At 69.9% G+C, this 18,755-nt stretch carries 18 protein-coding genes, 2 tRNA genes and 1 pseudogene; 11 read left to right on the forward strand and 10 right to left on the reverse strand.

Going from position 1 to position 18,755, the window contains the following annotated elements:
* Positions 1 to 73: 73 nt before the first annotated feature.
* Entirely contained in the window at positions 74 to 448 is a 375-nt protein-coding gene (locus HPY32_RS03900; RefSeq protein ID WP_067583423.1) for a MerR family transcriptional regulator, read from the forward strand.
* A 100-nt stretch (positions 449 to 548) separates the two neighbouring features.
* On the forward strand, positions 549 to 1,394 hold the full coding sequence (locus HPY32_RS03905; protein ID WP_197696415.1) for an alpha/beta fold hydrolase: 846 nt from the start codon (positions 549 to 551) through the stop codon (positions 1,392 to 1,394).
* Here the strand turns inward: HPY32_RS03905 and HPY32_RS03910 are convergent.
* The 6 genes and pseudogenes from HPY32_RS03910 to HPY32_RS03935 all read right to left on the reverse strand — a co-directional run bounded on the left by HPY32_RS03910 (position 1,326) and on the right by HPY32_RS03935 (position 7,519).
* The gene (locus tag HPY32_RS03910; RefSeq protein WP_067583426.1) at positions 1,326 to 1,709 is read right to left on the reverse strand and encodes an allophanate hydrolase-related protein; all 384 of its coding nucleotides are present in this window, start codon (positions 1,707 to 1,709) and stop codon (positions 1,326 to 1,328) included. The two genes, HPY32_RS03905 and HPY32_RS03910, sit on opposite strands and share 69 nt — an antisense overlap.
* Before the next feature lie 16 nt (positions 1,710 to 1,725).
* A pseudogene (alc, locus tag HPY32_RS03915) lies at positions 1,726 to 2,736 on the reverse strand (allantoicase).
* Positions 2,737 to 2,829: 93 nt separating this feature from the next.
* Positions 2,830 to 3,969, reverse strand: coding sequence for a glycerate kinase (locus HPY32_RS03920; protein ID WP_067583429.1), 1,140 nt, complete (start codon positions 3,967 to 3,969; stop codon positions 2,830 to 2,832).
* A gap of 130 nt (positions 3,970 to 4,099) precedes the next feature.
* Positions 4,100 to 5,791 carry a glyoxylate carboligase gene (gene gcl, locus HPY32_RS03925; protein WP_067583432.1) on the reverse strand — a complete coding sequence of 564 codons (1,692 nt, stop codon included), beginning with the start codon at positions 5,789 to 5,791 and terminating at the stop codon, positions 4,100 to 4,102.
* A gap of 28 nt (positions 5,792 to 5,819) precedes the next feature.
* On the reverse strand, positions 5,820 to 6,701 hold the full coding sequence (locus tag HPY32_RS03930) for a 2-hydroxy-3-oxopropionate reductase (RefSeq protein ID WP_067583435.1): 882 nt from the start codon (positions 6,699 to 6,701) through the stop codon (positions 5,820 to 5,822).
* A complete protein-coding gene (locus HPY32_RS03935) occupies positions 6,698 to 7,519 on the reverse strand; it encodes a hydroxypyruvate isomerase family protein (protein WP_067583438.1) in 822 nt (273 codons plus the stop codon). Before HPY32_RS03935 ends, HPY32_RS03930 begins: the two co-directional genes overlap by 4 nt.
* Positions 7,520 to 7,821: 302 nt before the next feature.
* Between HPY32_RS03935 and uraD the strand changes: the two genes are divergently transcribed.
* The 7 genes from uraD to HPY32_RS03970 all read left to right on the forward strand — a co-directional run bounded on the left by uraD (position 7,822) and on the right by HPY32_RS03970 (position 15,273).
* A complete protein-coding gene (gene uraD / locus HPY32_RS03940) occupies positions 7,822 to 8,319 on the forward strand; it encodes a 2-oxo-4-hydroxy-4-carboxy-5-ureidoimidazoline decarboxylase (protein WP_067583440.1) in 498 nt (165 codons plus the stop codon).
* Positions 8,316 to 8,651: a hydroxyisourate hydrolase gene (uraH, locus tag HPY32_RS03945; protein WP_067583442.1), complete on the forward strand. Its 336-nt coding sequence runs from the start codon at positions 8,316 to 8,318 to the stop codon at positions 8,649 to 8,651. The genes uraD and uraH overlap by 4 nt, the downstream gene beginning before the upstream one ends.
* Positions 8,652 to 8,657: 6 nt before the next feature.
* A complete protein-coding gene (gene pucL / locus HPY32_RS03950; RefSeq protein ID WP_067583444.1) occupies positions 8,658 to 9,563 on the forward strand; it encodes a factor-independent urate hydroxylase in 906 nt (301 codons plus the stop codon).
* 22 nt (positions 9,564 to 9,585) lie between these two features.
* Positions 9,586 to 10,965, forward strand: coding sequence for a nucleobase:cation symporter-2 family protein (locus HPY32_RS03955; protein WP_082870974.1), 1,380 nt, complete (start codon positions 9,586 to 9,588; stop codon positions 10,963 to 10,965).
* Positions 10,966 to 11,427: 462 nt separating this feature from the next.
* The gene (locus HPY32_RS03960) at positions 11,428 to 12,195 is read left to right on the forward strand and encodes an IclR family transcriptional regulator (RefSeq protein WP_231951495.1); all 768 of its coding nucleotides are present in this window, start codon (positions 11,428 to 11,430) and stop codon (positions 12,193 to 12,195) included.
* Positions 12,196 to 12,305: 110 nt separating this feature from the next.
* Positions 12,306 to 13,268 carry a carbohydrate kinase family protein gene (locus HPY32_RS03965; protein WP_082870975.1) on the forward strand — a complete coding sequence of 321 codons (963 nt, stop codon included), beginning with the start codon at positions 12,306 to 12,308 and terminating at the stop codon, positions 13,266 to 13,268.
* Between the two features lie 103 nt (positions 13,269 to 13,371).
* Complete coding sequence (locus HPY32_RS03970) at positions 13,372 to 15,273, forward strand: ArnT family glycosyltransferase (protein ID WP_231951569.1); 1,902 nt, start codon at positions 13,372 to 13,374, stop codon at positions 15,271 to 15,273.
* Between the two features lie 4 nt (positions 15,274 to 15,277).
* Here the strand turns inward: HPY32_RS03970 and HPY32_RS03975 are convergent.
* The 3 genes from HPY32_RS03975 to HPY32_RS03985 form a co-directional block, all read right to left on the reverse strand.
* Positions 15,278 to 15,351, reverse strand: a tRNA-Asp gene (locus HPY32_RS03975).
* A gap of 11 nt (positions 15,352 to 15,362) precedes the next feature.
* Positions 15,363 to 15,438 (reverse strand) — tRNA-Gly (locus tag HPY32_RS03980).
* Between the two features lie 74 nt (positions 15,439 to 15,512).
* Complete coding sequence (locus HPY32_RS03985; RefSeq protein WP_231951496.1) at positions 15,513 to 16,535, reverse strand: LLM class flavin-dependent oxidoreductase; 1,023 nt, start codon at positions 16,533 to 16,535, stop codon at positions 15,513 to 15,515.
* Between the two features lie 138 nt (positions 16,536 to 16,673).
* Here HPY32_RS03985 and HPY32_RS03990 point away from each other — a divergent pair, with 138 nt between their 5' ends.
* Positions 16,674 to 16,889 carry a hypothetical protein gene (locus HPY32_RS03990; protein ID WP_067583455.1) on the forward strand — a complete coding sequence of 72 codons (216 nt, stop codon included), beginning with the start codon at positions 16,674 to 16,676 and terminating at the stop codon, positions 16,887 to 16,889.
* Between the two features lie 12 nt (positions 16,890 to 16,901).
* Here HPY32_RS03990 and HPY32_RS03995 read toward each other — a convergent pair whose 3' ends face one another.
* Positions 16,902 to 17,666: an enoyl-CoA hydratase gene (locus HPY32_RS03995; RefSeq protein WP_067583458.1), complete on the reverse strand. Its 765-nt coding sequence runs from the start codon at positions 17,664 to 17,666 to the stop codon at positions 16,902 to 16,904.
* Between the two features lie 136 nt (positions 17,667 to 17,802).
* On the opposite strand from HPY32_RS03995, the gene HPY32_RS04000 reads away from it, so the two are divergent.
* Positions 17,803 to 18,729 carry a LysR family transcriptional regulator gene (locus HPY32_RS04000; RefSeq protein WP_082870976.1) on the forward strand — a complete coding sequence of 309 codons (927 nt, stop codon included), beginning with the start codon at positions 17,803 to 17,805 and terminating at the stop codon, positions 18,727 to 18,729.
* The last annotated feature ends 26 nt before the right edge of the window (positions 18,730 to 18,755 follow it).

An 18,755-nucleotide genomic window follows, 5' to 3' on the forward strand; every position in this document is an offset into this window, starting at 1 on the left:
ACCCGGCAGCATCGAGGATTGACGCTTGTGGCAAGGTCAAGTCCGATCCACGCGCTTTATCCAGGAGAGGTCGATGCAGATCGGCGATTTCGCGGCGGCAACCGGCACAACGACCCGCATGCTGCGCCACTACGAGTCGCAGGGCCTGCTGGAACCGGCCCGCCGCGATGCCAACGGCTACCGCGACTACGACGAGTCCCAGATCGCCCAGGCCCGCCAGATCCGGGACCTGATCCGCTCCGGGATCCCCACCCGCCTGGTCAAGGATCTGCTCGGCGCGCTGACCGACAGCGACGGCATCTACCCCGAGCACGTCGATCCCGGCACGGTCGACGCCGTCGAGAACGAGTGGCAGCGGATGTGCCGGTGCGTCAATTGCATGGCGCAGCGCCGCGATGCCCTGCGCGCCTACCTCGACCAACTCGGCTCCCCGGCCCGCCCGGCCTGACCCGGACCGCCGCGAAATTACCACCGAGGTAATCGTTTTCGCTTCCGGCGCTCCGTAGGTTGGATGCCGAGATCCCGACCGGACAGGAAGTTGGAACACCATGCCGTACCTCAGCGCCGACAGTGTCGATCTGTTCTACCGGGACTGGGGCACCGGCGCGCCGGTGGTGTTCACCCATACGTGGGCGCTGAGTTCGGCGATGTGGCAGTACCAGGCGGCGGCGCTGGCCGACTGCGGGTTGCGGTGTGTCACCTATGACCGGCGCGGTCACGGGCGCTCCGATCAGCCCGGGGGCGGCTACGATTTCGACACGCTGGCCGACGATCTGGCCACCGTGATCGAGCGGCTCGACCTGCGCGATGTCACCCTCGTCGGCCATTCCACCGGGACCGGGGAGATCGTGCGCTATCTGGCGCGGCACGGTTCGGACCGGGTCGCCAGGATCGTGCTGGTGTCCTCGGCGCTGCCGTTCATGTTGCGGACACCGGACAATCCCGACGGTCTGCCGATGGCCGCCTGGGACGAGATGCGGGCGCAGTGGCGCACCGATTTCGCGGCGTGGGCGCGTCGGGTGGCCGAGCCGCTGTTCGGGGTCGGGCTGCCGGGGATCTCGATCTCCCGGGCGCTGATCGACTGGTCCACCGCCGACAGCCACGCGACCTCGGTCAAGGCCATGCTGGACCTCAGCCACGCCGTGAGCGAAACCGATCCACGGCGCCGCAGACGAATTCAACCCGCTGCCGCTGTGCGGCGAGCTGACGGCGAGCCTGATTCCGGACAGCCGCCTGAAGGTCTACGACAACGGACCCCACGGCCTGTACCTGACCCACCGGGAGCAGCTCACCGCCGACCTGCTCGAGTTCATCGAGGGTGGAAGCTAGCGGCGGGTTCCCGACCGGTACGCGCGCCAGTCGCCGATATCGGAGATGTCGATGAGGTCCGGTGAACCCAGCCGGTCTCGGCGCAGAACCGTTGCCAGGCAGGCGGTTCCGTCGTCGAGTTCGATGAGGTCGAGTTCGAGTTCGGGGGGTTCGGCGGGGATCAGGTGGTCGCGCAGGACCTCCATCGGCACCTCGTAGACCTCGCCGATGACCGCGCGGCCGTCGCGGTCGGTGGCGATCATGGCGGGGAAGCGGTCGGCCACGGAGTAGTAGCGGTATTTGGCGGCGCTGTGGGCGGTGCGCAGCAGCGGGGCGCCCTGCAACTGGGCGTTGAGGCGGCCGCCGCGCATGCCGTCGCCGTTGAGGAACATCAGAACCATGGGGTGTCCGTTCGGGTCAGTGGGCGGCGGTGGCGGTGAAGCGATCCCGGAGCTGTCGTCGGCCCGCGTCGGTGAGGGCGCCGAACAGCCGCAGGCGTGCGATGCCGCCGTCGGGAAAGACATTGAGCCGCACCTGTGTCAGCGGCGGCGAACCGGCGAGCCGGAAGCGGTGCGGGGCGTCGGGTTGCACCGGGGTGCAGCCCAGCAGCGGTACCAGCTCACCGGATCGCGTGAATCCCTCGAGCGAAATCTCCGCGGGCGCATTGCCCTTGTAGTGCGTGGTGTCGACCTCGAGCACCGCGGGCACCGCCTCGGCGGCCAGTGCCAGTGTGGCCCAGTCGTTTCCGTCGTCGCGGCGGCGGCGCATCTCCCAGCCGTCGGCCATGAACCGCGAAAGGCCCGGCTGCAGCATATTGTTCGGCGGCGAGAAGAAGCCGTCGCTGCACGCCACCGCCCGGCCGCCATTGCGCAGCGCGACCAGATCGAACGGCACATCGTCGATTTACTGCGGGTCCGGCACCGCGGTGCCGTGCACCCGCACCCGCGCGATGCCGCCGTCCGGATGCATGTTCACCCGCACGTGGGTGAACCGCCGCTCCCCGGACACCTCGAACTCGTTGCGGGCGTCGCCCTGGATCGGCGAGCGCGGCACCACCGTATGCCAGTGCGCCGCAAGCAGTTCCGCCACGGTGGGATGACCGGGAACGCCGCAGCCCTCGATCGACACGTGCGGCGGATAGTTGCCGACGAAATGCGCGGTGTCGACCACGATGCCGGTCGGCACCCCGGCAATGCCCAGGCGGATCACCGCCCAGTCGGGCCCGGGGCCGCCGTCGCGGCGGCGACGAGTCTCCCACCCGTCGTATTCCTGCCCCTTGTTGTTGAAGGTGTGCGGGCGATACACCGGCGCCTCGCCCTTGATGAGATTCTCCCGCTCGGCGAAGAACTCGTCATTGGCGGCGACCACGCTGCCGCCGACCTCTCGCGCGGCCAAGTCGGGAAGCTGGGACCAATCGCTCATCTCCATCCCTTTCTGCAGTGCACTTTCCGTCGCCCTGGCGGAAGCCGAAACTCGTTGACGGCGAGTTGGTTTCGGCTTCCGCCAGGGCGACGGGATGCGTCATAACGGTATATTCGGCAGCCAGTCCCGGGCAATCCGCTCGCCCTGCCGTTCCAGCAGCGACCCCGCATTCAGCTGGCAGCGTTCCACGTCCGGTTCCAGCGCGGTGAGCGGGTAGACCGCCTCGATTCCGGCCGCACGCAGCTGTTCGGTGTCGAGCAGGCAGCGACCGGCTACCGCGACGGTCGGAATGCCTGCCTGTGCCGCGCGGGCCGCGACGCCCACCGGGGCCTTGCCGTGCAGGGTCTGCTCGTCGAGCGAGCCTTCCCCGGTGACGACCAACCGGGCGCCCTTGACGGCCCGGTCGAAGCCGACGAGGTCGAGCATGACGTCGATCCCCCCGGCCCGGCGCGCGCCGAGCACCGCGAGGGCCGCGAATCCGATACCACCGGCCGCACCGGCGCCCGGCCGGTCGGCGGCATCGAATCCGGTGCGCCGCGCCACCAGGCGCGCCCAGTGCGTGAGACCGGCCTCCAGCAGGGCCACCTCGCCGGGCCCGGCCCCTTTCTGCGGGCCGAAAACGTGTGCGGCACCGTGGTTTCCGAGCAGTGGATTGTCGACATCGCTGGCCAGGATCAGCTCCACCTCGTGGATCCGCGGGTCGAGCCGGTGCAGATCCGGATAGGCGATATCGGCGAGCGCCCCGCCACCCGGTCCGACCGGATCGCCGTGCGCATCCCGCAGTGTCGCGCCCAGGCCGACCAGCAGCCCGGCGCCGCCATCGGTGCAGGCGCTGCCGCCCACGCCGAGAACGACGGTGCGACAGCCGGTGTCGAGCGCCGCCCGCAGCAGCTGACCGACCCCGAGGCTGGTCGCGGTCCGCGGCGAGAACCGCCCGCCCGGCAGCCGCCACAGCCCGCACGCCGCGGCCGACTCCACCACCGCCACCTCACCGTTGTGCGCGAAGGCCGCACCCACCGGCTGCCCCGTCGGCCCGGCCACCTCGACGGTGACCCGCTCGAATCCGGCGGCCAGCGCGGCGTCGACGGTTCCCTCGCCGCCGTCGGCCACCGGCACCCACCGGATTTCGGCGCTCGCACACACCCGCCGAACCCCGGCCCCCACCGCCTCCGCCACCTCGGCAGCACCGAGCGAGCCCTTGAACTTGTCCGACGCCAGGACGATTCGTGGCCCACTCATGCTGCCCTCCTTCGTTCGGAATCTGGCCTCCGATAGTGGATTCCGGCCAAAAGCATGCCGGAATGACGAGGTGGTCTGCGGCCGGGATGACGAGGTGGTCTGCGGCCGGGATGACGAGGTGGTCTGCGGGTCACGCGGGCTCGAACTCGCGCACCGCGTCGATGGCCGGGCCATGCGCCGTATTCGCCTCGCGCTCGACCATGATCTCCACCAGCACCGGCCGCGAGGTCACCTCGGCCTGTTTGCGGGCCCAGGCGATGGCCTCGGCGATATCGGCCGGGTCGGCGACGCGGCGGCCCGAACAGCCGTATGCCTCCATGAGTTTCACGTTGTCGGTGCCGCATTCGTCGTAGTGGATGTCCACCTGGTAGTTCATCTCGTACGGCAGCGACGCCTGGCGAATCAGGCCCAGGTACTCGTTGTTGATCATGATGATCACGAACGGCACGTCGTACTGGGCCGCCACCGCCAGCTCCTCGACCAGGAACTGGAAGCCGTAATCGCCCACCACCGCAACGACTTCCGCCTCCGGCCTGGCCGCCTTGACGCCGATGGCGGCGGGCACCTCCCAGCCCAGCGGGCCCGCCTGACCGCACACCTGGTAGTGCCGCGGCAGGTACGACTTCTGGAACTGGCCCGACCAGATCTGATAGAGGCCGATGGCGGTGACGAAATACGTGTCCTCGCCGAAGATCTCGTTGATCTCCTTGAACACCCGCGGCGGCTTGATCGGCGTGACATCGAAATCGTCACGGCGGGTGAGGGTTCCGCGCAGCTCGCCGAGCCGGGCCACCCACGGGGCGAAGTCCCGCTCGCTGCGGCGGCCGCGCGCCTGCGCCAGCAGCGCGGTGAGGAACGGCCGAACATCCGACACCACACCGAGATCCGGCCCGAACACCTTGCCCAGCTGGGTCGGCTCGATATCGACGTGGATGAACTTGCGGTCGCCGCGATACACGTCGAGCTTGCCGGTGTGCCGGTCGCCGAAGCGCGCGCCCAGCGCCAGCACCAGATCCGATTCCAGGAACGCCGCATTGGCCCAGCGCTGACTGGTCTGCACCCCGGTGATGCCCGCGAACAGCTCGTGATCCTCGTGGAAGGAGCCCTTGCCCATCAGCGTCACCTGCACCGGAATGCCCAGCAGCTCGGCCAGTTCGCGCAGTTCCTCGTGCGCCTCGCCGGTGATCACGCCGCCACCGGCCAGGATGAGCGGACGCTCGGCCGCCAGCAGCAGATCCAGCGCGCGCCGCACCCGCGGCGGATGCGGCAGCACCCGCGCCACCGGCAGCGGCGCGTCGATGCTCGGATCCCACTCGATCTCCTGCTTCTGCACGTCCAGCGGCAGATCGACGAGCACCGGCCCGGGCCGCCCCGAACGCGCGATCCGGAACGCCTCGCGGAAGATCCACGGCGCCTGCGCCGCCTCCTTCACCTGCACCGCCCACTTGGTGACCGGCTCGGCGATGGCGACGATATCGACCGCCTGGAATGCCTCCTGGTGCAGCTTGGTCGACTCGGCCTGACCCGTGATGCACAGGATCGGAACCGAATCCGCCTGCGCGGTGTACAGGCCGGTGATCATATTGGTGCCCGCCGGACCCGAGGTGCCGATGGCCACGCCGACATTGCCGGTGGTACGGGCCCACCCGTCGGCCATGTGCGTGGCGCCCTCCTCGTGCCGCACGATGAGATGCCGCATATCGGTTTTCCGCATCGCGTCGTACAGCGGCAGGATGGCCGCGCCGGGACAGCCGAACGTGACGTCCACGCCCTCCGACAGCAGCACATCCAGCACGGCCTGCATGACCGGAACCTTTGCCATGATGTGAATTCCCTTCTGGTGCGGCCGGTTACGCGCCGCGGCCGTTGAGGTTCTCGATCACCTTCAGCAGCGCCGAGTGATCGAGCGAGCCGTAGCCCTGCGCGCGCCCGGCGGCGATGAGCGAGGCGACGAGACCCGACACCGGCAGCGCCACTTCGGCCTGCCGGGCGGCGTCGGACACGATGCCCATGTCCTTGTGGTGCAGGTCGATTCGGAATCCGGGCGCGAATTCGCGCGCCACCATCGAGGTGCGCTTGAGTTCCAGGATCCGGCTGCCCGCCAGGCCACCGGCCAGCACGTCCAGGCCCTTGCCCGCGTCGACGCCGAGCGCCTCCATGAGCACGATCGCCTCGGCCACCAGCGCGTAGGTGCCGCCGACCACGAGCTGATTGGCCGCCTTGACCACCTGCCCCGCGCCGTGCGGGCCGACGTGGATGAACGTCTTGCCGACCGCCTCGAAAATCGGTGTGGCGGCGGCGAAGTCGGCGTCGTCGCCGCCGACCATGATGGACAGCACGCCCTGCTCGGCCCCGGCCTGACCGCCCGATACCGGCGCGTCCAGCACCCGGTATCCGGCCCGCGCGCCGGTTTCGGCGATCGCGATCGAGCTCTCCGGGCGAATGGTGGAGAAGTCGATCAGCAGCGCACCGGCGGGCGCGTGCGCGAAGACACCGTCCTCGCCGAGCACCACCTTCTCGACCTGGGGGTGGTTGGGCAGCATGGTGATCACGATCTCGGCGTCGGCGACCGCCTCGGCGATGCTTGCGGCGGTCTTGCCGCCGTCGGCCGAAAGCCGTTCGTAGGCTTCGGTATTGAGGGTGTAACCGGTGACCTCGTGGCCCGCCTTCACCAGGTGGCTGGCCATGGGTGAGCCCATGATGCCGAGGCCGATGAATCCGATCCTGCTCATTCGGTGACTCCTTGTCGGGTGGGCAGCCAGGCGAAGCTGTCCGCGCTGGCGCCGGAGGGGACGTATTCGGCGGCGACGTAGCCGCGGTAGCCGGTCGCGCCGATCTTGTCGACGTAGCCGAAGATGTCGAGTTCGCCGGTGCCGGGCTCGTGTCGCCCCGGGGCGTCGGCGATCTGGACGTGGGCGATGCGATCGGCGTATCGCACGATGACCTTGTCCAGGTCGTCGCCGTTGACGGTGAGGTGGTACAGATCGGCGAGCAGGCCCAGGTTCTCCGCCCCCTGCGCGGCCACCCGGTCGATGACGCCGATCGCATCCGCGGCGGTGCGCAGCGGATACCGCGGCGCGCCGCTGACCGGTTCGATCAGCACCGTGGCGCCGATGGCGGCCACCGCGTGCGCGGCGTGTACCAGATTGCGGACCGCGACCTCGTCCTGTCCGGCCGCGTCGACGCCGTCGATCCGGTTGCCGTACAACGCATTGAAGGCGCGGCAGCCGAGCCGGTCGCCGATGCGGACGGCCACCTCGACGCTGGCGGCGAAGTCGGCCTCGCGCCCGGGCCACGACACCAGGCCGCGATCACCGGCGGGCATATCGCCCGCGGAGAAGTTCAGCCCGATCAGCCGCACCCCGGCCCGCTCGACGGCCCGCACGAAGTCGTCGACCTCCGCGGGGTCGGGCGTGGCGGTGGGGAACGGCCACCAGAACTCGACCGCGCCGAAACCGGCCCGGGCGGCCGCGGCGGGGCGCTCCAGCAGGGGGAGCTCGGTGAACAGCAGGGACAGATTCACCGCGTAGGGGAGGGGTTCTCGAGTCATGCGGTCTCTTTCCTTCTCGGCCGCGCTTGCTTCCGTCGTTCCGGCCGCGCTTGCTTCCGTCGTTCCGGCTGCGCTTGCTTCCGTCGTCCTCGGCATGCTTTTGGCCGAGGATCAATTCCGCAATATGGAATCTTTCTTCCGTAATACGACGGTAGCGGCACTCGGGTGTGGCGGTCAACACTTTTGGCGAAATCCGGAGAACCCTCGACGGACCCGTTGACAGGCTGCTGTGAGCGGCCTTACATTCGATAAAGCGGAATTTAGTTTCCGCATTGCAGAATTCTCTAGCGGAGGTTTGCCCGTTGACGGAACCGCTCCCGATATCCACCATCAATGCCCTGCCCGCCGATGCCTGGTCGGCATCGTTGAAAGCGGTTGTGGGCGTGGCGGAATGGGTCCAGGCGGTCGGCGCGGCCCGCCCGTACGCCGACCGCGCCGCCCTGGTGGACCTGGCCGAACGCGAGGCGCTGGCGCTCACCGATGCGCAGGTGCGGGCCGCCCTGGCCGATCACCCGCGCATCGGCGGCGCGACCGACCCCGGCTCCCGGGCCGCGAGCGAACAGTCGGGGGTCGATGCCGCCGACACCAATCTCGTGGAACGGCTGCTCGCCGGAAACGCCGCCTACGAGGAGCGTTTCGGCCACATCTATCTGGTCTGCGCCGCCGGTCGCGACGGGCGGGAGCTGCTCGCCGATCTCACCGAGCGACTGACCCACGACCCCGAGACCGAAATCGGCGTCACCCGGGGAGAACTCGCCGCGATCGCGCGAAAGCGGTTGGAACGGACGGTAATCGAATGACCCGCAGTGCCATCACCACCCACGTGCTAGACACCGCCGCCGGGCATCCGGCGCGCGGGGTCGCGGTGCGGCTGGAGGCCCGCGACGCCGACGGCTGGCGCGAACTCGGCTCCGGCCGCACCGACGACGACGGGCGCGTCACCTCGATCGGGCCGGACAGCGTGCGGGCGGGCGACTATCGCCTGATCTTCGACACCGCAGGCTATTACGGCGATCGCGACCGATTCTTTCCCGAGGTGACCGTGACCTTCACCGTCACCGATCCGCGGCAGCACCACCACGTGCCACTGCTGCTGTCCCCCTTTGCCATGTCCACCTATCGAGGGAGCTGACCATCCATGGCCATCCAGCTCGGGCCGAACCAGTACGGCAAGGCCGAAAACCGTCTCGTGCGGGTCTTCCGCGACACCGATCGCCACAGCATCCGCGATCTCAACGTGTCCACCTCGCTGCGCGGCCGGTTCGCCGACGCGCACACCTCCGGCGATCAGCGCGACATCCTGCCCACCGATACGCAGAAGAACACGGTCTTCGCCTTCGCCAAGGAGAAGGGGGTCGAGGCGATCGAGGACTTCGCGCTCTCCCTCGCCGATCACTTCATCGCCCGGTGCCCGGGCGCGGACGGCGCGCGCATCGAGATCGACGAATACGCCTGGGACAGAATCCCGGTGGACGGGCTCGGGCACGACCACTCGTTCGTGCAGACCGGCGGCGGCATCCGCACCACGGTCGTCAATGTGGACGGGGTCGGGCCGGACCGGCGCGCCCATATCGTCTCGGGCATCAAGGATTTGGTGCTGCTGAAGACGACGGGCTCGGAGTTCCACGGCTTCTTCAAGGATAAGTACACCACCCTGGAGGAGACCCACGACCGGATCCTGGCGACGTCGCTGGTGGCTCGGTGGCGATACGACTATGCGGATGTGAACTGGGACAAGAGTTTCGACTCGATTCGCGCGATCCTGTTGCGGCAGTTCGCCGCCGTGCACTCGCTGGCGCTGCAGCAGACCCTGCACAGCATGGGGCGCGCGGTGCTGGAACAGCACGTGGAGGTCGCCGAGATCCGGTTCTCCGCGCCCAACAAGCACCACTTCCTGTATGACCTGGCGCGTTTCGGCGTCGACAATCCCGGCGAGGTGTTCATCGCCGGGGATCGCCCGTACGGGCTGATCGAGGCGACCGTCGAGCGCGACGACGCCTCCGATGCCGGTGCCGCGTGGCACGGCATCCCTGCCTTTTGTTGATCCACAGCTAGGAGGTGCGGCAATGGGCGTGCGCCGCAGGACAAGGGTGTCCACCGGGCTCGGCGGCGAAACCGAAGAGCCGCACCATCATCCGGTCGACGCGTTGCCGCCGCCGTGGCAGCTGCTGGCCGGTGGGTTGCAGCACATCGCGGCCATGGTGGCGGGAGTCGTTGCGCCGCCGTTGATCATCGGCGCGGCGGTCGGGATCGGCGCGGTCGAGCAGGGGCTGCTCATTACCGCGAGCCTGTTCAGTGCCGGGCTGGCGACGCTGCTGCAATCGTTGGGCTGGTGGCGATTCGGGGCCCGGCTGCCGCTGATCAACGGGGCCTCCTTCGCGGCGGTCGCGCCGATCCTGGCGATCGTGGGGTCCTCGGCGCACGGGGACGCGCTGCCCATCGTGTACGGGGCGACATTGGTCGCCGGGGTGTTGGCAACCCTTGCCGCGCCGTATTTTTCGCGATTACAGCGGTTCTTCCCGCCGGTGGTGGGCGGGACGGTGATCACGCTGATCGGGCTCTCGCTGTTGCCGGTCACGCTGAACTGGGTGCGCGGCACCGGGGAAGGGGGCGGGACGCGGGTGCCGACGGCGAATCTGGCGATCGCGGCGGTGACGCTGGCGGTGGTGTTGATCTGCCATCGGTTTCTGCGCGGGTTCTGGCGGCAGCTGGCGCTGCTCATCGGGTTGGTGGCCGGGACGCTGCTGGCCTGGCCGCTGGGCTTGATCGATACGTCGACGCTGCGGGGGGCCGCCGTGTTCGGATTCGTGCCGCCGCTGCACTTCGGTGCGCCGCAATTCCATGCCGGAGCGATTATTTCGCTGTGCATCGTGATGCTCGTGGTCATGACGGAGAGCACCGCGACCATGATGGCGCTCGGTGAGATCGTGGACCGGCCCGCCGACGAGCGCACCCTCGCCGACGGCCTGCGCGCCGCCGGTGCGGGCACCGCGCTGAGCGCGGTCCTCGGCGGATTCCCCTGCGGCGCATTCGCTCAGAACGTCGGCCTGGTCGCCCTGACCCGCATGCACAGCCGCTACGTGGTCGCCACCAGCGGCGCCCTGCTGGTGCTGCTCGGCCTGTTCCCGGTGGCCAGCGGCATCGTCGAACTGGTCCCCAAACCGGCCCTCGGCGGCGCGGGCCTGGTCCTGTTCGGCACCGTGGCCGCCAGCGGCATCCGCACCCTCGGCCGAGCCGACCTCTCCGACCCGGTCAACACGATCATCGTCGGCGTCTCCCTCTTCATCGGCATGACCCCGATCGTGGCCCCCTCCTTCTACACGGGCCTACCCGCCCCGGTGGTCACCATCATGGGCTCGGGCATCAGCGCAGGATGCATCACGGCAATCCTGCTACACCAAGCCTTCCGCATCCGAGCGCGCCGAGCCGTCGGCGCGGAGGCATAGCGATACTCACCGCCGTGGACTCCCAGCGCGCGGCCTATTGTCTTGGTCGATGCACAAGCTTGGTGTTGTGGTTGCGGTGCGGGGCTTGGTGTTGTGGTTGCGGTGCGGGGCTTGGTGTTGTGGTTGCGGTGCGGGGCTTGGTGTTGTGGTTGCGGTGCGGGGCTTGGTGTCGTGGTTGCGGTGCGGGGCTTGGTGTCGTGGTTGCGGTGCGGGGCTTGGTGTTGTGGTTGCGGTGCGGGGCCTGGTGTCGTGGCCCCGGTGCAGGGCCCGGCGTCTTGGTCCCGATGTAGGGCCGACGTCTTGGTCCCGATGCACGGCTTGGTGTCTTGGTCCCGGCGTGCTTTTGGCCGGGACCACATGCTTTCCGCAATACTGAACTAATATTCCGCCATGCGAACTTCCATAAGGTGGAATGGGCCTGCGAAGATGGTGGAGACATCCACACCCGAGGGAAGGATCGCCGTGGTCGAGACGCGAGCGCGGGCCGGTGGCGGGGTGCAGTCCGTCGACCGGGCCTTCGAGCTGCTGGAGCTGGTGGCCGACGCGGGCGGGGAGGCGACGCTGTCGCAGCTGGCCGAGGCGTCCGGGCTGCCGCAGCCGACCATTCACCGGCTGCTGCGCACATTGATCGCCGGTGGTTACATCCGGCAGCAGCCGTCGCGGCGGTACTCGCTGGGGCCCAGGCTGATTCGACTCGGCGAGACGGCCAGCCGGGTGCTGGGCGCGTCGGCCCGGCCGCATCTGACCCGGCTGCGCGACCTCACCGGGGAAACCTCCAATATGGCGGTGCTGGACGGCGATCAGGTCGTCTACGTCGCCCAGGTGCCCTCCCCGCACGCCATGCGCATGTTCACCGAGGTCGGCCAGCGCGTCGACCTGCACTGCACCGCGGTCGGCAAGGCCGTGCTGGCCACCCTCCCCCCGGACGAGTCCGACCGCATCCTCGCCCGAATCACCATGAGCCCCCGCACCTCTCACACCATCACCGACCCGGCGGTCATGCGCGACGAGATCGCCCGCATCCGCATCCAGGGCTACGCCGCCGACGACGGCGAACAGGAAATAGGCGTCCGCTGCTTCGCCGTAGCCATCCCCGAAGCCCCCACCCGAGCCGCCATCTCCATCAGCGGCCCCCAGGCCCGAGTCTCCAGCCTCGACATGAACGCAGTAATCCCCCTCCTCCAGGAAACCGCCGCCCACGTCGGCCGAGACCTGGTGTCCCGCAGTTGAGCAACTGATCAGCATCGTTGTCCGGACAGCGGGACGCAACACGCTCTATGGTCGTCCCAATGTCGTGATCATGAGTGGGGCGATGGCAGTAGTGGAGGTGGACGGTCGTTATGTCGGTGACTGAGCGTGTGGTGGCGGTGGCTGGGGAGGCGCTGGTGGATTTGGTGCCGTTGGAGGGGGTGGGGCGGTTTCAGGCGGTGCCGGGGGGGAGTCCGGCCAATGTGGCGGTGGGGCTGGCGCGGTTGGGGGTGCCGGAGCGGATGTTGGCGCGGATCGGGTCCGATCCGTTCGGGCGGCGGATTCGAGAGTACCTGCGGGACAATGGGGTCGGGCTCGAGCATGTGGTGGACGCTACGGAGTCGACGTCGCTGGCCATTGTCGACTTGGATGGGGAAGGCGTGGCGCACTACGACTTTCGCATCGACGGCACCGCGGACTGGCAGTGGACCGACGCCGAACTGGCTCATGCCCTGGACGGCGATGTGGTGGCCCTGCACACGGGTTCGCTGGCGCTCATGATCGCGCCCGGCGGAGATGCGTTGCTGCGCTTGGCGGAACGGGCCCGAGACTCGGTGACCATCTCCTTCGACCCGAATGCCCGGCCGCAGTTGATGAATCACGAGGCGACCGTCGAGCGAGTGCGGGCGATGCTGCGCGTGGCCGATGTGGTCAAGGTCAGCGCCGAGGACCTGGCCTGGCTGCACCCCGGCTGGTCCCCCGAGGACGCCCTCGCCGACTGGATCACCCGCGGCCCGGCCCTGGTGGTGGTCACCCTGGGCGGCGACGGCTCGCTCGCCGCCACCGCCGCCGACCCCACCCCGATCCACCGTCCCGGCAGGCAGATCCGCCTGGTGGACACGGTGGGTGCGGGCGACGCCTTCACCTCCGGCCTGCTTTCCGGCCTGCACCGCCGCGACCTGCTGGGCGCCGACCGCCGCCCCGCCCTGCGGGAACTCCCCAAGCCCGACCTGACCGCCGTCCTCGACGAGGCGACCCTGACCGCCGCCCTGACCTGCACCCGCCGCGGCGCCAACCCACCCACCGCCGACGAGATCCGCCGGTATCGGGAGTGAATCGGTCGGTCTCCCAGGAAGCGCACAGGGTGTGCGCAGGTGGTGGCCACGAATCGCGGCCACGATCGGTGGGGTGACTTCGACTGTGGTGGAACGGGCCGCGGTGCCGGTGGCGGCATCGGCGGTCGGGCGCGGGTACGGGCGGCGAGTGTCGCTGGTGGTGTTGCTGGCGGGGACGGCGGTGCTGTACCTGTGGGATCTCGGGGCCGCGGGGTGGGCCAATCAGTTCTATGCGGCGGCCGTGCAGGCGGGGTCGGTGAGCTGGAAGGCGATGCTGTTCGGGTCCAGCGACGGGGCCAATGCGATCACCGTGGACAAGACGCCCGGGGCGCTGTGGGTGATGGATCTGTCGGCGCGGCTGTTCGGATTCAATGCCTGGAGTCTGCTGGTGCCGCAGGCGCTGGCGGGTGTGGCGGCGGTCGGGGTGCTGTACGCGGCGGTGCGACGGGTCGCGGGGCACGGTGCGGGGCTGTTGGCGGGGGCGGCGCTGGCGCTGACTCCGGTGGCGGCGTTGATGTTTCGCTACAACAATCCGGACGCGCTGCTGGTGCTGCTGCTGACCGCGGCGGCCTACTGCGTGCTGCGGGCGATCGAGAAGGATTGCGCGGCATGGTGGTTGCCGCTCGCCGGGGCGGCGGTGGGCTTCGCCTTCCTGGCCAAGATGATGCAGGCGTTCCTGGTGCTGCCCGCCTTCGTCGTGGTGTATCTGCTTGCGGCGCATGGGCCGTGGCGCACCCGGATCGTGCGGTCGGTGGTCGCGGTCGGGGCGCTGGTGGTGTCGGCGGGGTGGTATCTGGCGCTGGTGGCGCTGTGGCCCGCGGATGCGCGGCCCTATATCGGTGGGTCGCAGCACAATAGCGTCCTCGAATTGGCCCTGGGCTACAACGGTGTGGGGCGGCTCACCGGCAATGAGACCGGCGGTCTGGGCAATACGAACTTCGACGCCGGGTGGGACCGGCTGTTCGGTGACCAGATGGGCGGCCAGATCGCCTGGCTGCTCCCGGCGGCGGTGATCCTGGCCGCGGCGGGTCTGTGGGTCCTGCGCCGCGCTCCGCGCACCGACGCCGTGCGGGCGGCGCTGCTGCTGTGGCTGGGCTGGCTGCTGGTGACCGGGGTGGTGTTCAGCTTCGCCGGGGGCATTGTGCACCCGTATTACACGGTGGCGCTGGCTCCGGCGATCGGCGGCGCGGTCGGCATCGGCGCGGCCCTGATGTGGCGGCGGCGCAACGACATTCGCGCGTCGGCGGTACTGGCGGGCACGCTCGCGATAACCGTTGCCCTGGCGTGGGTGCTGCTGCGCCGCACGCCGGACTGGACTCCGTGGCTGGCCCCGGCCGTTGTGGTCGTCGGTGTGGTGGCGACCGTCCTGCTCCTGATTATCGGCCGACTCCCCGAGGTCCTCGCCGCCGCGGCCACCGCCCTGGCCCTGACCGCGGCGCTCGCCGGACCGACCGCCTACTCGTTGGTCACCGTATCGTCCACCCACGGCGGCGCGATCCCCTCCGCCGGTCCGCCCGGCTCCGGTTTCCCCGGCCACTTCCGTCCGGGCAATGGAATGCACGGCCGCCCAGGGGCTCCCGGCGGCAGGCACCCGGGCATTGGCAACGGATGGAATGCGGCGGCCTTTGCGGCGATGCTCGGTGCCGGTAAGGCGGGACCGAATGTTGTTGCGGCGCTGGAGAACAATGCGAGCGGCTACACCTGGGTCGCGGCGACGGTCGGGTCCAACAATGCGGCGACCTATCAGCTGGCGACCCGGGAGCCGGTGCTGGCGGTCGGCGGTTACAACGGCACCGATCCGTCGCCGACGCTCGAGCAGTTCGAAGCGGCTGTGGCGCAACACAAGATCCACTACTTCATCGACAGTCCCATGATGGGTGCGCGGCGGGGTACCTCGTCCGGCGGAAGTCGGGCGGCCGCCGAGATTTCGGCGTGGGTGCGGGCGAACTTCGTGGCGCGCACCGTGGATGGGGTTACCGTGTACGACCTGACGGGTACCGGATAGTGTGCGACCCTGACGGGACTCGAACCCGCGACCTCCGCCGTGACAGGGCGGCGCGCTAACCAACTGCGCCACAGGGCCTTGAAGAGAAGTGGAGCGGATGACGGGATTCGAACCCGCGACCCTCACCTTGGCAAGGTGATGCGCTACCAGCTGCGCTACATCCGCGTTTCCGCCTTCCGGCGGCGAGAGAAAACAATAGCCGATGGGCGCGGGAATGACGAATCGCCTGGTCAGGGTGTCTAGGACCGGACCCGGCCCGCGGTCTGCAGCCCGACCACCCGCGCCAGCCGCCGATGCGATTCCAGCCGTGCGGACCGGTCGTAGGTGCTGGTGTGCACGAGGATCTCGTCCGCGCCGGTGCGGGCGATCAGGCGCTCCAGATCGTCGGCGACGCCGTCCTCGGTGCCGTGGATGTGCCCGAGCATCGCCTCCTCGAAGTGGCGGCGCTCCCGCTCGGTCATGGTGGCGGGGTCGGCGGCCTCCGGCGGCATCAGGACCGGGAACTCGCCGCGGGTGCGCGACCAGGCCGCCGACCACGCCTCCGGGATCAGCAGCCGCCGCGCCTGCTCGACCGTGTCGGCGATGACGACCGACGAAGAGACCATCACATACGGTGACCGCCCGCCCGCGCCGGGCCGGAAGTCGGTGCGGTACTGCTCGATCGCCGCCACCATGGCGTCCTCGCCGTGCGCGGCGGCGATCACCAGCGGCAGGCCGAAGCGGGCCGCCCGGTCCGCGCCGGACCCGATCGCCAGCAGGAACGCGGGCACCCGCAGACCCTCCGCGGGCCAGGCGTGCACCCCGTCGCGGCCGCGGGCGAAATAGTCGAGCAGCTCGGTGAGCTGCCGATCGAAATCGTCGGCGTCGGAACGATCGTGGCCGAGGGCGCGCCGCACCCCGCCGGTGAAACCCACCGACCGGCCCAGCCCCATATCGATCCGGCCCGGGAACAGCGACTCCAGCACCCCGAACTGCTCGGCGACCACGAGCGGCCGATGGTTGGGCAGCATCACCCCGCCGGTGCCCACCCGGATCCGCTCGGTCGCCGCGGCGACCGCGGCCGCCAGCACCGTCGGCGCCGAGCCCGCGACCCCGGGCACGCTGTGATGCTCGGACACCCAGAACCGGTGGAAACCCCACTGATCGGCGAGCCGGGCGAATTCGACGGTGTCCCGCAGTGCCGCCGGATGGCTCTGCCCCTGCCGGACGCGGGAGCGGTCCAGGATGGAGAACCGGACGGAATACAACGAACCCATGCCCATGACAACGCCTGCCGCCCGCACAGATTCCGCATCATTGAGCAGGACTCAACGCCGGTTACCGGAATGGCCCTTGTTCCGTGAGGCATTCAGAGCGACGATTCACTTGGCAACAGCGTGGGCGACGTTGGGGGAGGGCCGATGATCATGCTGTCCGCGGTGCTATCGATGACGCTGATCGCCGCGGTGGGGGTGGCGTGCTGGTGGCTGCTGCACACCGTCGAATCGTTGGATCGATACGACCTGCCCCATCGCGCCCGGCGGTTGCCGTTGGATCATTCCGACGGCCCGCTCAGGAGGGACTTGGCCCCGGGGATACGGCATACCTGTGCCCCTTCGCCGCGATCCGACGTCTGATGTGCCCGGCGCTCAGTCCCGGGGCCGGGTGATTCGCCGGCGCAGCGCGTCCAGTCGGGCGGCGAACTCCGGCGAGCCGAGCGAGGCCAGCTGCGGGGCGAGTTCGGCGTCGACGGCGTCGGTGTGCGAATCCAGGGTCCGGGTGATCCGCATCGTCCGCTTGGTGGCGATCACCAGGTCGCGGGGCGCGTCGGCGGCGCCCCGGGCGAAGCCGACCGCCTCGTCGATCAGGGTCTCGTGATCGCCGAGGACCGTGCGGTGCACCAGTCCCGCGGCGTGCGCGGCGTCGGCGTCGAGCGCCTCGCCGAACAGCGTCATCGCGGCCGCGCACTGGGGGCCGACGGCGCGCTGCAGCATCCAGGTCATGCCGCCGCCGGGATGCAGGCCCAGCCGGGCGAAGCCCGCCTCGAAACGCGCTCGCGGACCGGCGATCCGGATATCGGCGGCCAGCGCCAGGTTGAGCCCGGCGCCGACCGCGGCGCCGCCGACCGCGGCGATGGTCGGCAGCGTGCAGTGCGCCACGGCGAGGAAACCGGCGTAGATCGCGCGCAGGGCCTCCGGCGCGGCGGCGCCGAGCTCGCCCAGATCGGCCCCGGCGCAGAACCTGGGCGGCGCGCCGGTGATCACCAGCGCGTGAATCCCGTTGTCGCGCTCGGCCTTCGCGACCGCGGCGGCCAACCGCTCGGACAGCTGCGGGGCGAGGGCATTGCGCCGCTGCGGATCGGACACGGTCAGCACGGCGACCCGCGCGCGATGCTCCACGATGATCTCGGCCATGCTCGGATGGTAGACCGTCTGGTATGTCACGCGATGGGCGTGGCGCACCAGGTTTCGCGGGCTTTCCTCCGCCGCGCGGGGATGGGAGGCTCGGCAGCAGTCGATATTTCGGGGGTGACCACAATGGGCGGTTTCCGTGGCCGTTGACGTGGATTTCCGTCAGCTCGAGGCGTTTCTCGTGCTGACCGAGGAACTGCATTTCGGGCGCACCGCGGAGCGCCTGCGGCTGACGCCGGCGCGCGTGAGCCAGCTGGTGCAGAAGCTGGAACGCCAGATCGGTGAGCCGCTGTTCGCCCGCACCAGCCGCCGGGTCGAACTGCTCGCCTCGGGCGAGGCGCTGCTGGCCGAGGTGGGGCCGACCTACCGGCACCTGCAGGAGGCGATGTCGAACGCGCGGGCGCGGGCGCGGGGGCTGCACCGCGCGCTGCGCGTCGCCTACGTGGTGACGGTCGGCATGCCCCGGGTGCACGCCCTGGTCTCCGCCTTCGAGCGGCGGTGCCCGGACGTCGCGGTGTCGACGCATCCGCTGCGGCAGATGCCGGTGTTCGCGGCCCCGGTCCGCGACGGAACCGCGGACCTGCTGCTGCTGTGGCTGCCGGGCGCGCCCGAGGAGTTCCGGGATCGGGAACCGGATCTCGAGGTGGGCCCGTCGCTGGGGACGCGGACGCGGGCGCTGGCCGTGGGCCGCGATCATCCGCTGGCGCAGCGGTCGGGGGTGCACATCGAGGAATTGGCCGCGCACCGCGTCTTCCGGCCGCCCGCGTATCTGCCGGACTGGTTCACCGATGCCTGGACCCCGCCCGTCACGCCCGGCGGGCTGTCGATCGAGCGCATCGACCTGGGGTCGCGCTGGGGGGTGGACCAGGTGGTGGACGGCATGGTGCGCAAGGGCATCGGGCTGCTGACCGTCACCTCGCTGGTCGATATCGTGCTGGTGCCCGATATCGTGCTGGTCCCGGTGATCGGGTTGCCGGTGGTGCACCTGGCCGCGGTGTGGCGGCGCGGGGCGGAGTCGGCCGTGCTGCGCGAGTTCCTCGAGGTGGCCGCGGACACCGCCGACTAGCACGCCAATTATCAACTCGCGCAGTG

It is taken from the genome of Nocardia terpenica (assembly GCF_013186535.1).
Taxonomy (GTDB): Bacteria; Actinomycetota; Actinomycetes; order Mycobacteriales; family Mycobacteriaceae; genus Nocardia; species Nocardia terpenica.

Bases quoted from the DNA above. Each gene is read 5' to 3' on its own strand.
- gcl (WP_067583432.1), bottom strand. From the start codon at position 5,791: ATGGCAAAGGTTCCGGTCATGCAGGCCGTGCTGGATGTGCTGCTGTCG.
- HPY32_RS03990 (WP_067583455.1), top strand. From the start codon at position 16,674: ATGATCATGCTGTCCGCGGTGCTATCGATGACGCTGATCGCCGCGGTG.
- HPY32_RS03920 (WP_067583429.1), bottom strand. From the start codon at position 3,969: ATGAGTGGGCCACGAATCGTCCTGGCGTCGGACAAGTTCAAGGGCTCG.
- HPY32_RS03995 (WP_067583458.1), bottom strand. From the start codon at position 17,666: ATGGCCGAGATCATCGTGGAGCATCGCGCGCGGGTCGCCGTGCTGACC.
- HPY32_RS03900 (WP_067583423.1), top strand. From the start codon at position 74: ATGCAGATCGGCGATTTCGCGGCGGCAACCGGCACAACGACCCGCATG.
- HPY32_RS03905 (WP_197696415.1), top strand. From the start codon at position 549: ATGCCGTACCTCAGCGCCGACAGTGTCGATCTGTTCTACCGGGACTGG.
- HPY32_RS03935 (WP_067583438.1), bottom strand. From the start codon at position 7,519: ATGACTCGAGAACCCCTCCCCTACGCGGTGAATCTGTCCCTGCTGTTC.
- HPY32_RS03955 (WP_082870974.1), top strand. From the start codon at position 9,586: ATGGGCGTGCGCCGCAGGACAAGGGTGTCCACCGGGCTCGGCGGCGAA.
- pucL (WP_067583444.1), top strand. From the start codon at position 8,658: ATGGCCATCCAGCTCGGGCCGAACCAGTACGGCAAGGCCGAAAACCGT.
- HPY32_RS03910 (WP_067583426.1), bottom strand. From the start codon at position 1,709: ATGGTTCTGATGTTCCTCAACGGCGACGGCATGCGCGGCGGCCGCCTC.
- uraH (WP_067583442.1), top strand. From the start codon at position 8,316: ATGACCCGCAGTGCCATCACCACCCACGTGCTAGACACCGCCGCCGGG.
- HPY32_RS03930 (WP_067583435.1), bottom strand. From the start codon at position 6,701: ATGAGCAGGATCGGATTCATCGGCCTCGGCATCATGGGCTCACCCATG.
- HPY32_RS03965 (WP_082870975.1), top strand. From the start codon at position 12,306: ATGTCGGTGACTGAGCGTGTGGTGGCGGTGGCTGGGGAGGCGCTGGTG.
- HPY32_RS03985 (WP_231951496.1), bottom strand. From the start codon at position 16,535: ATGGGCATGGGTTCGTTGTATTCCGTCCGGTTCTCCATCCTGGACCGC.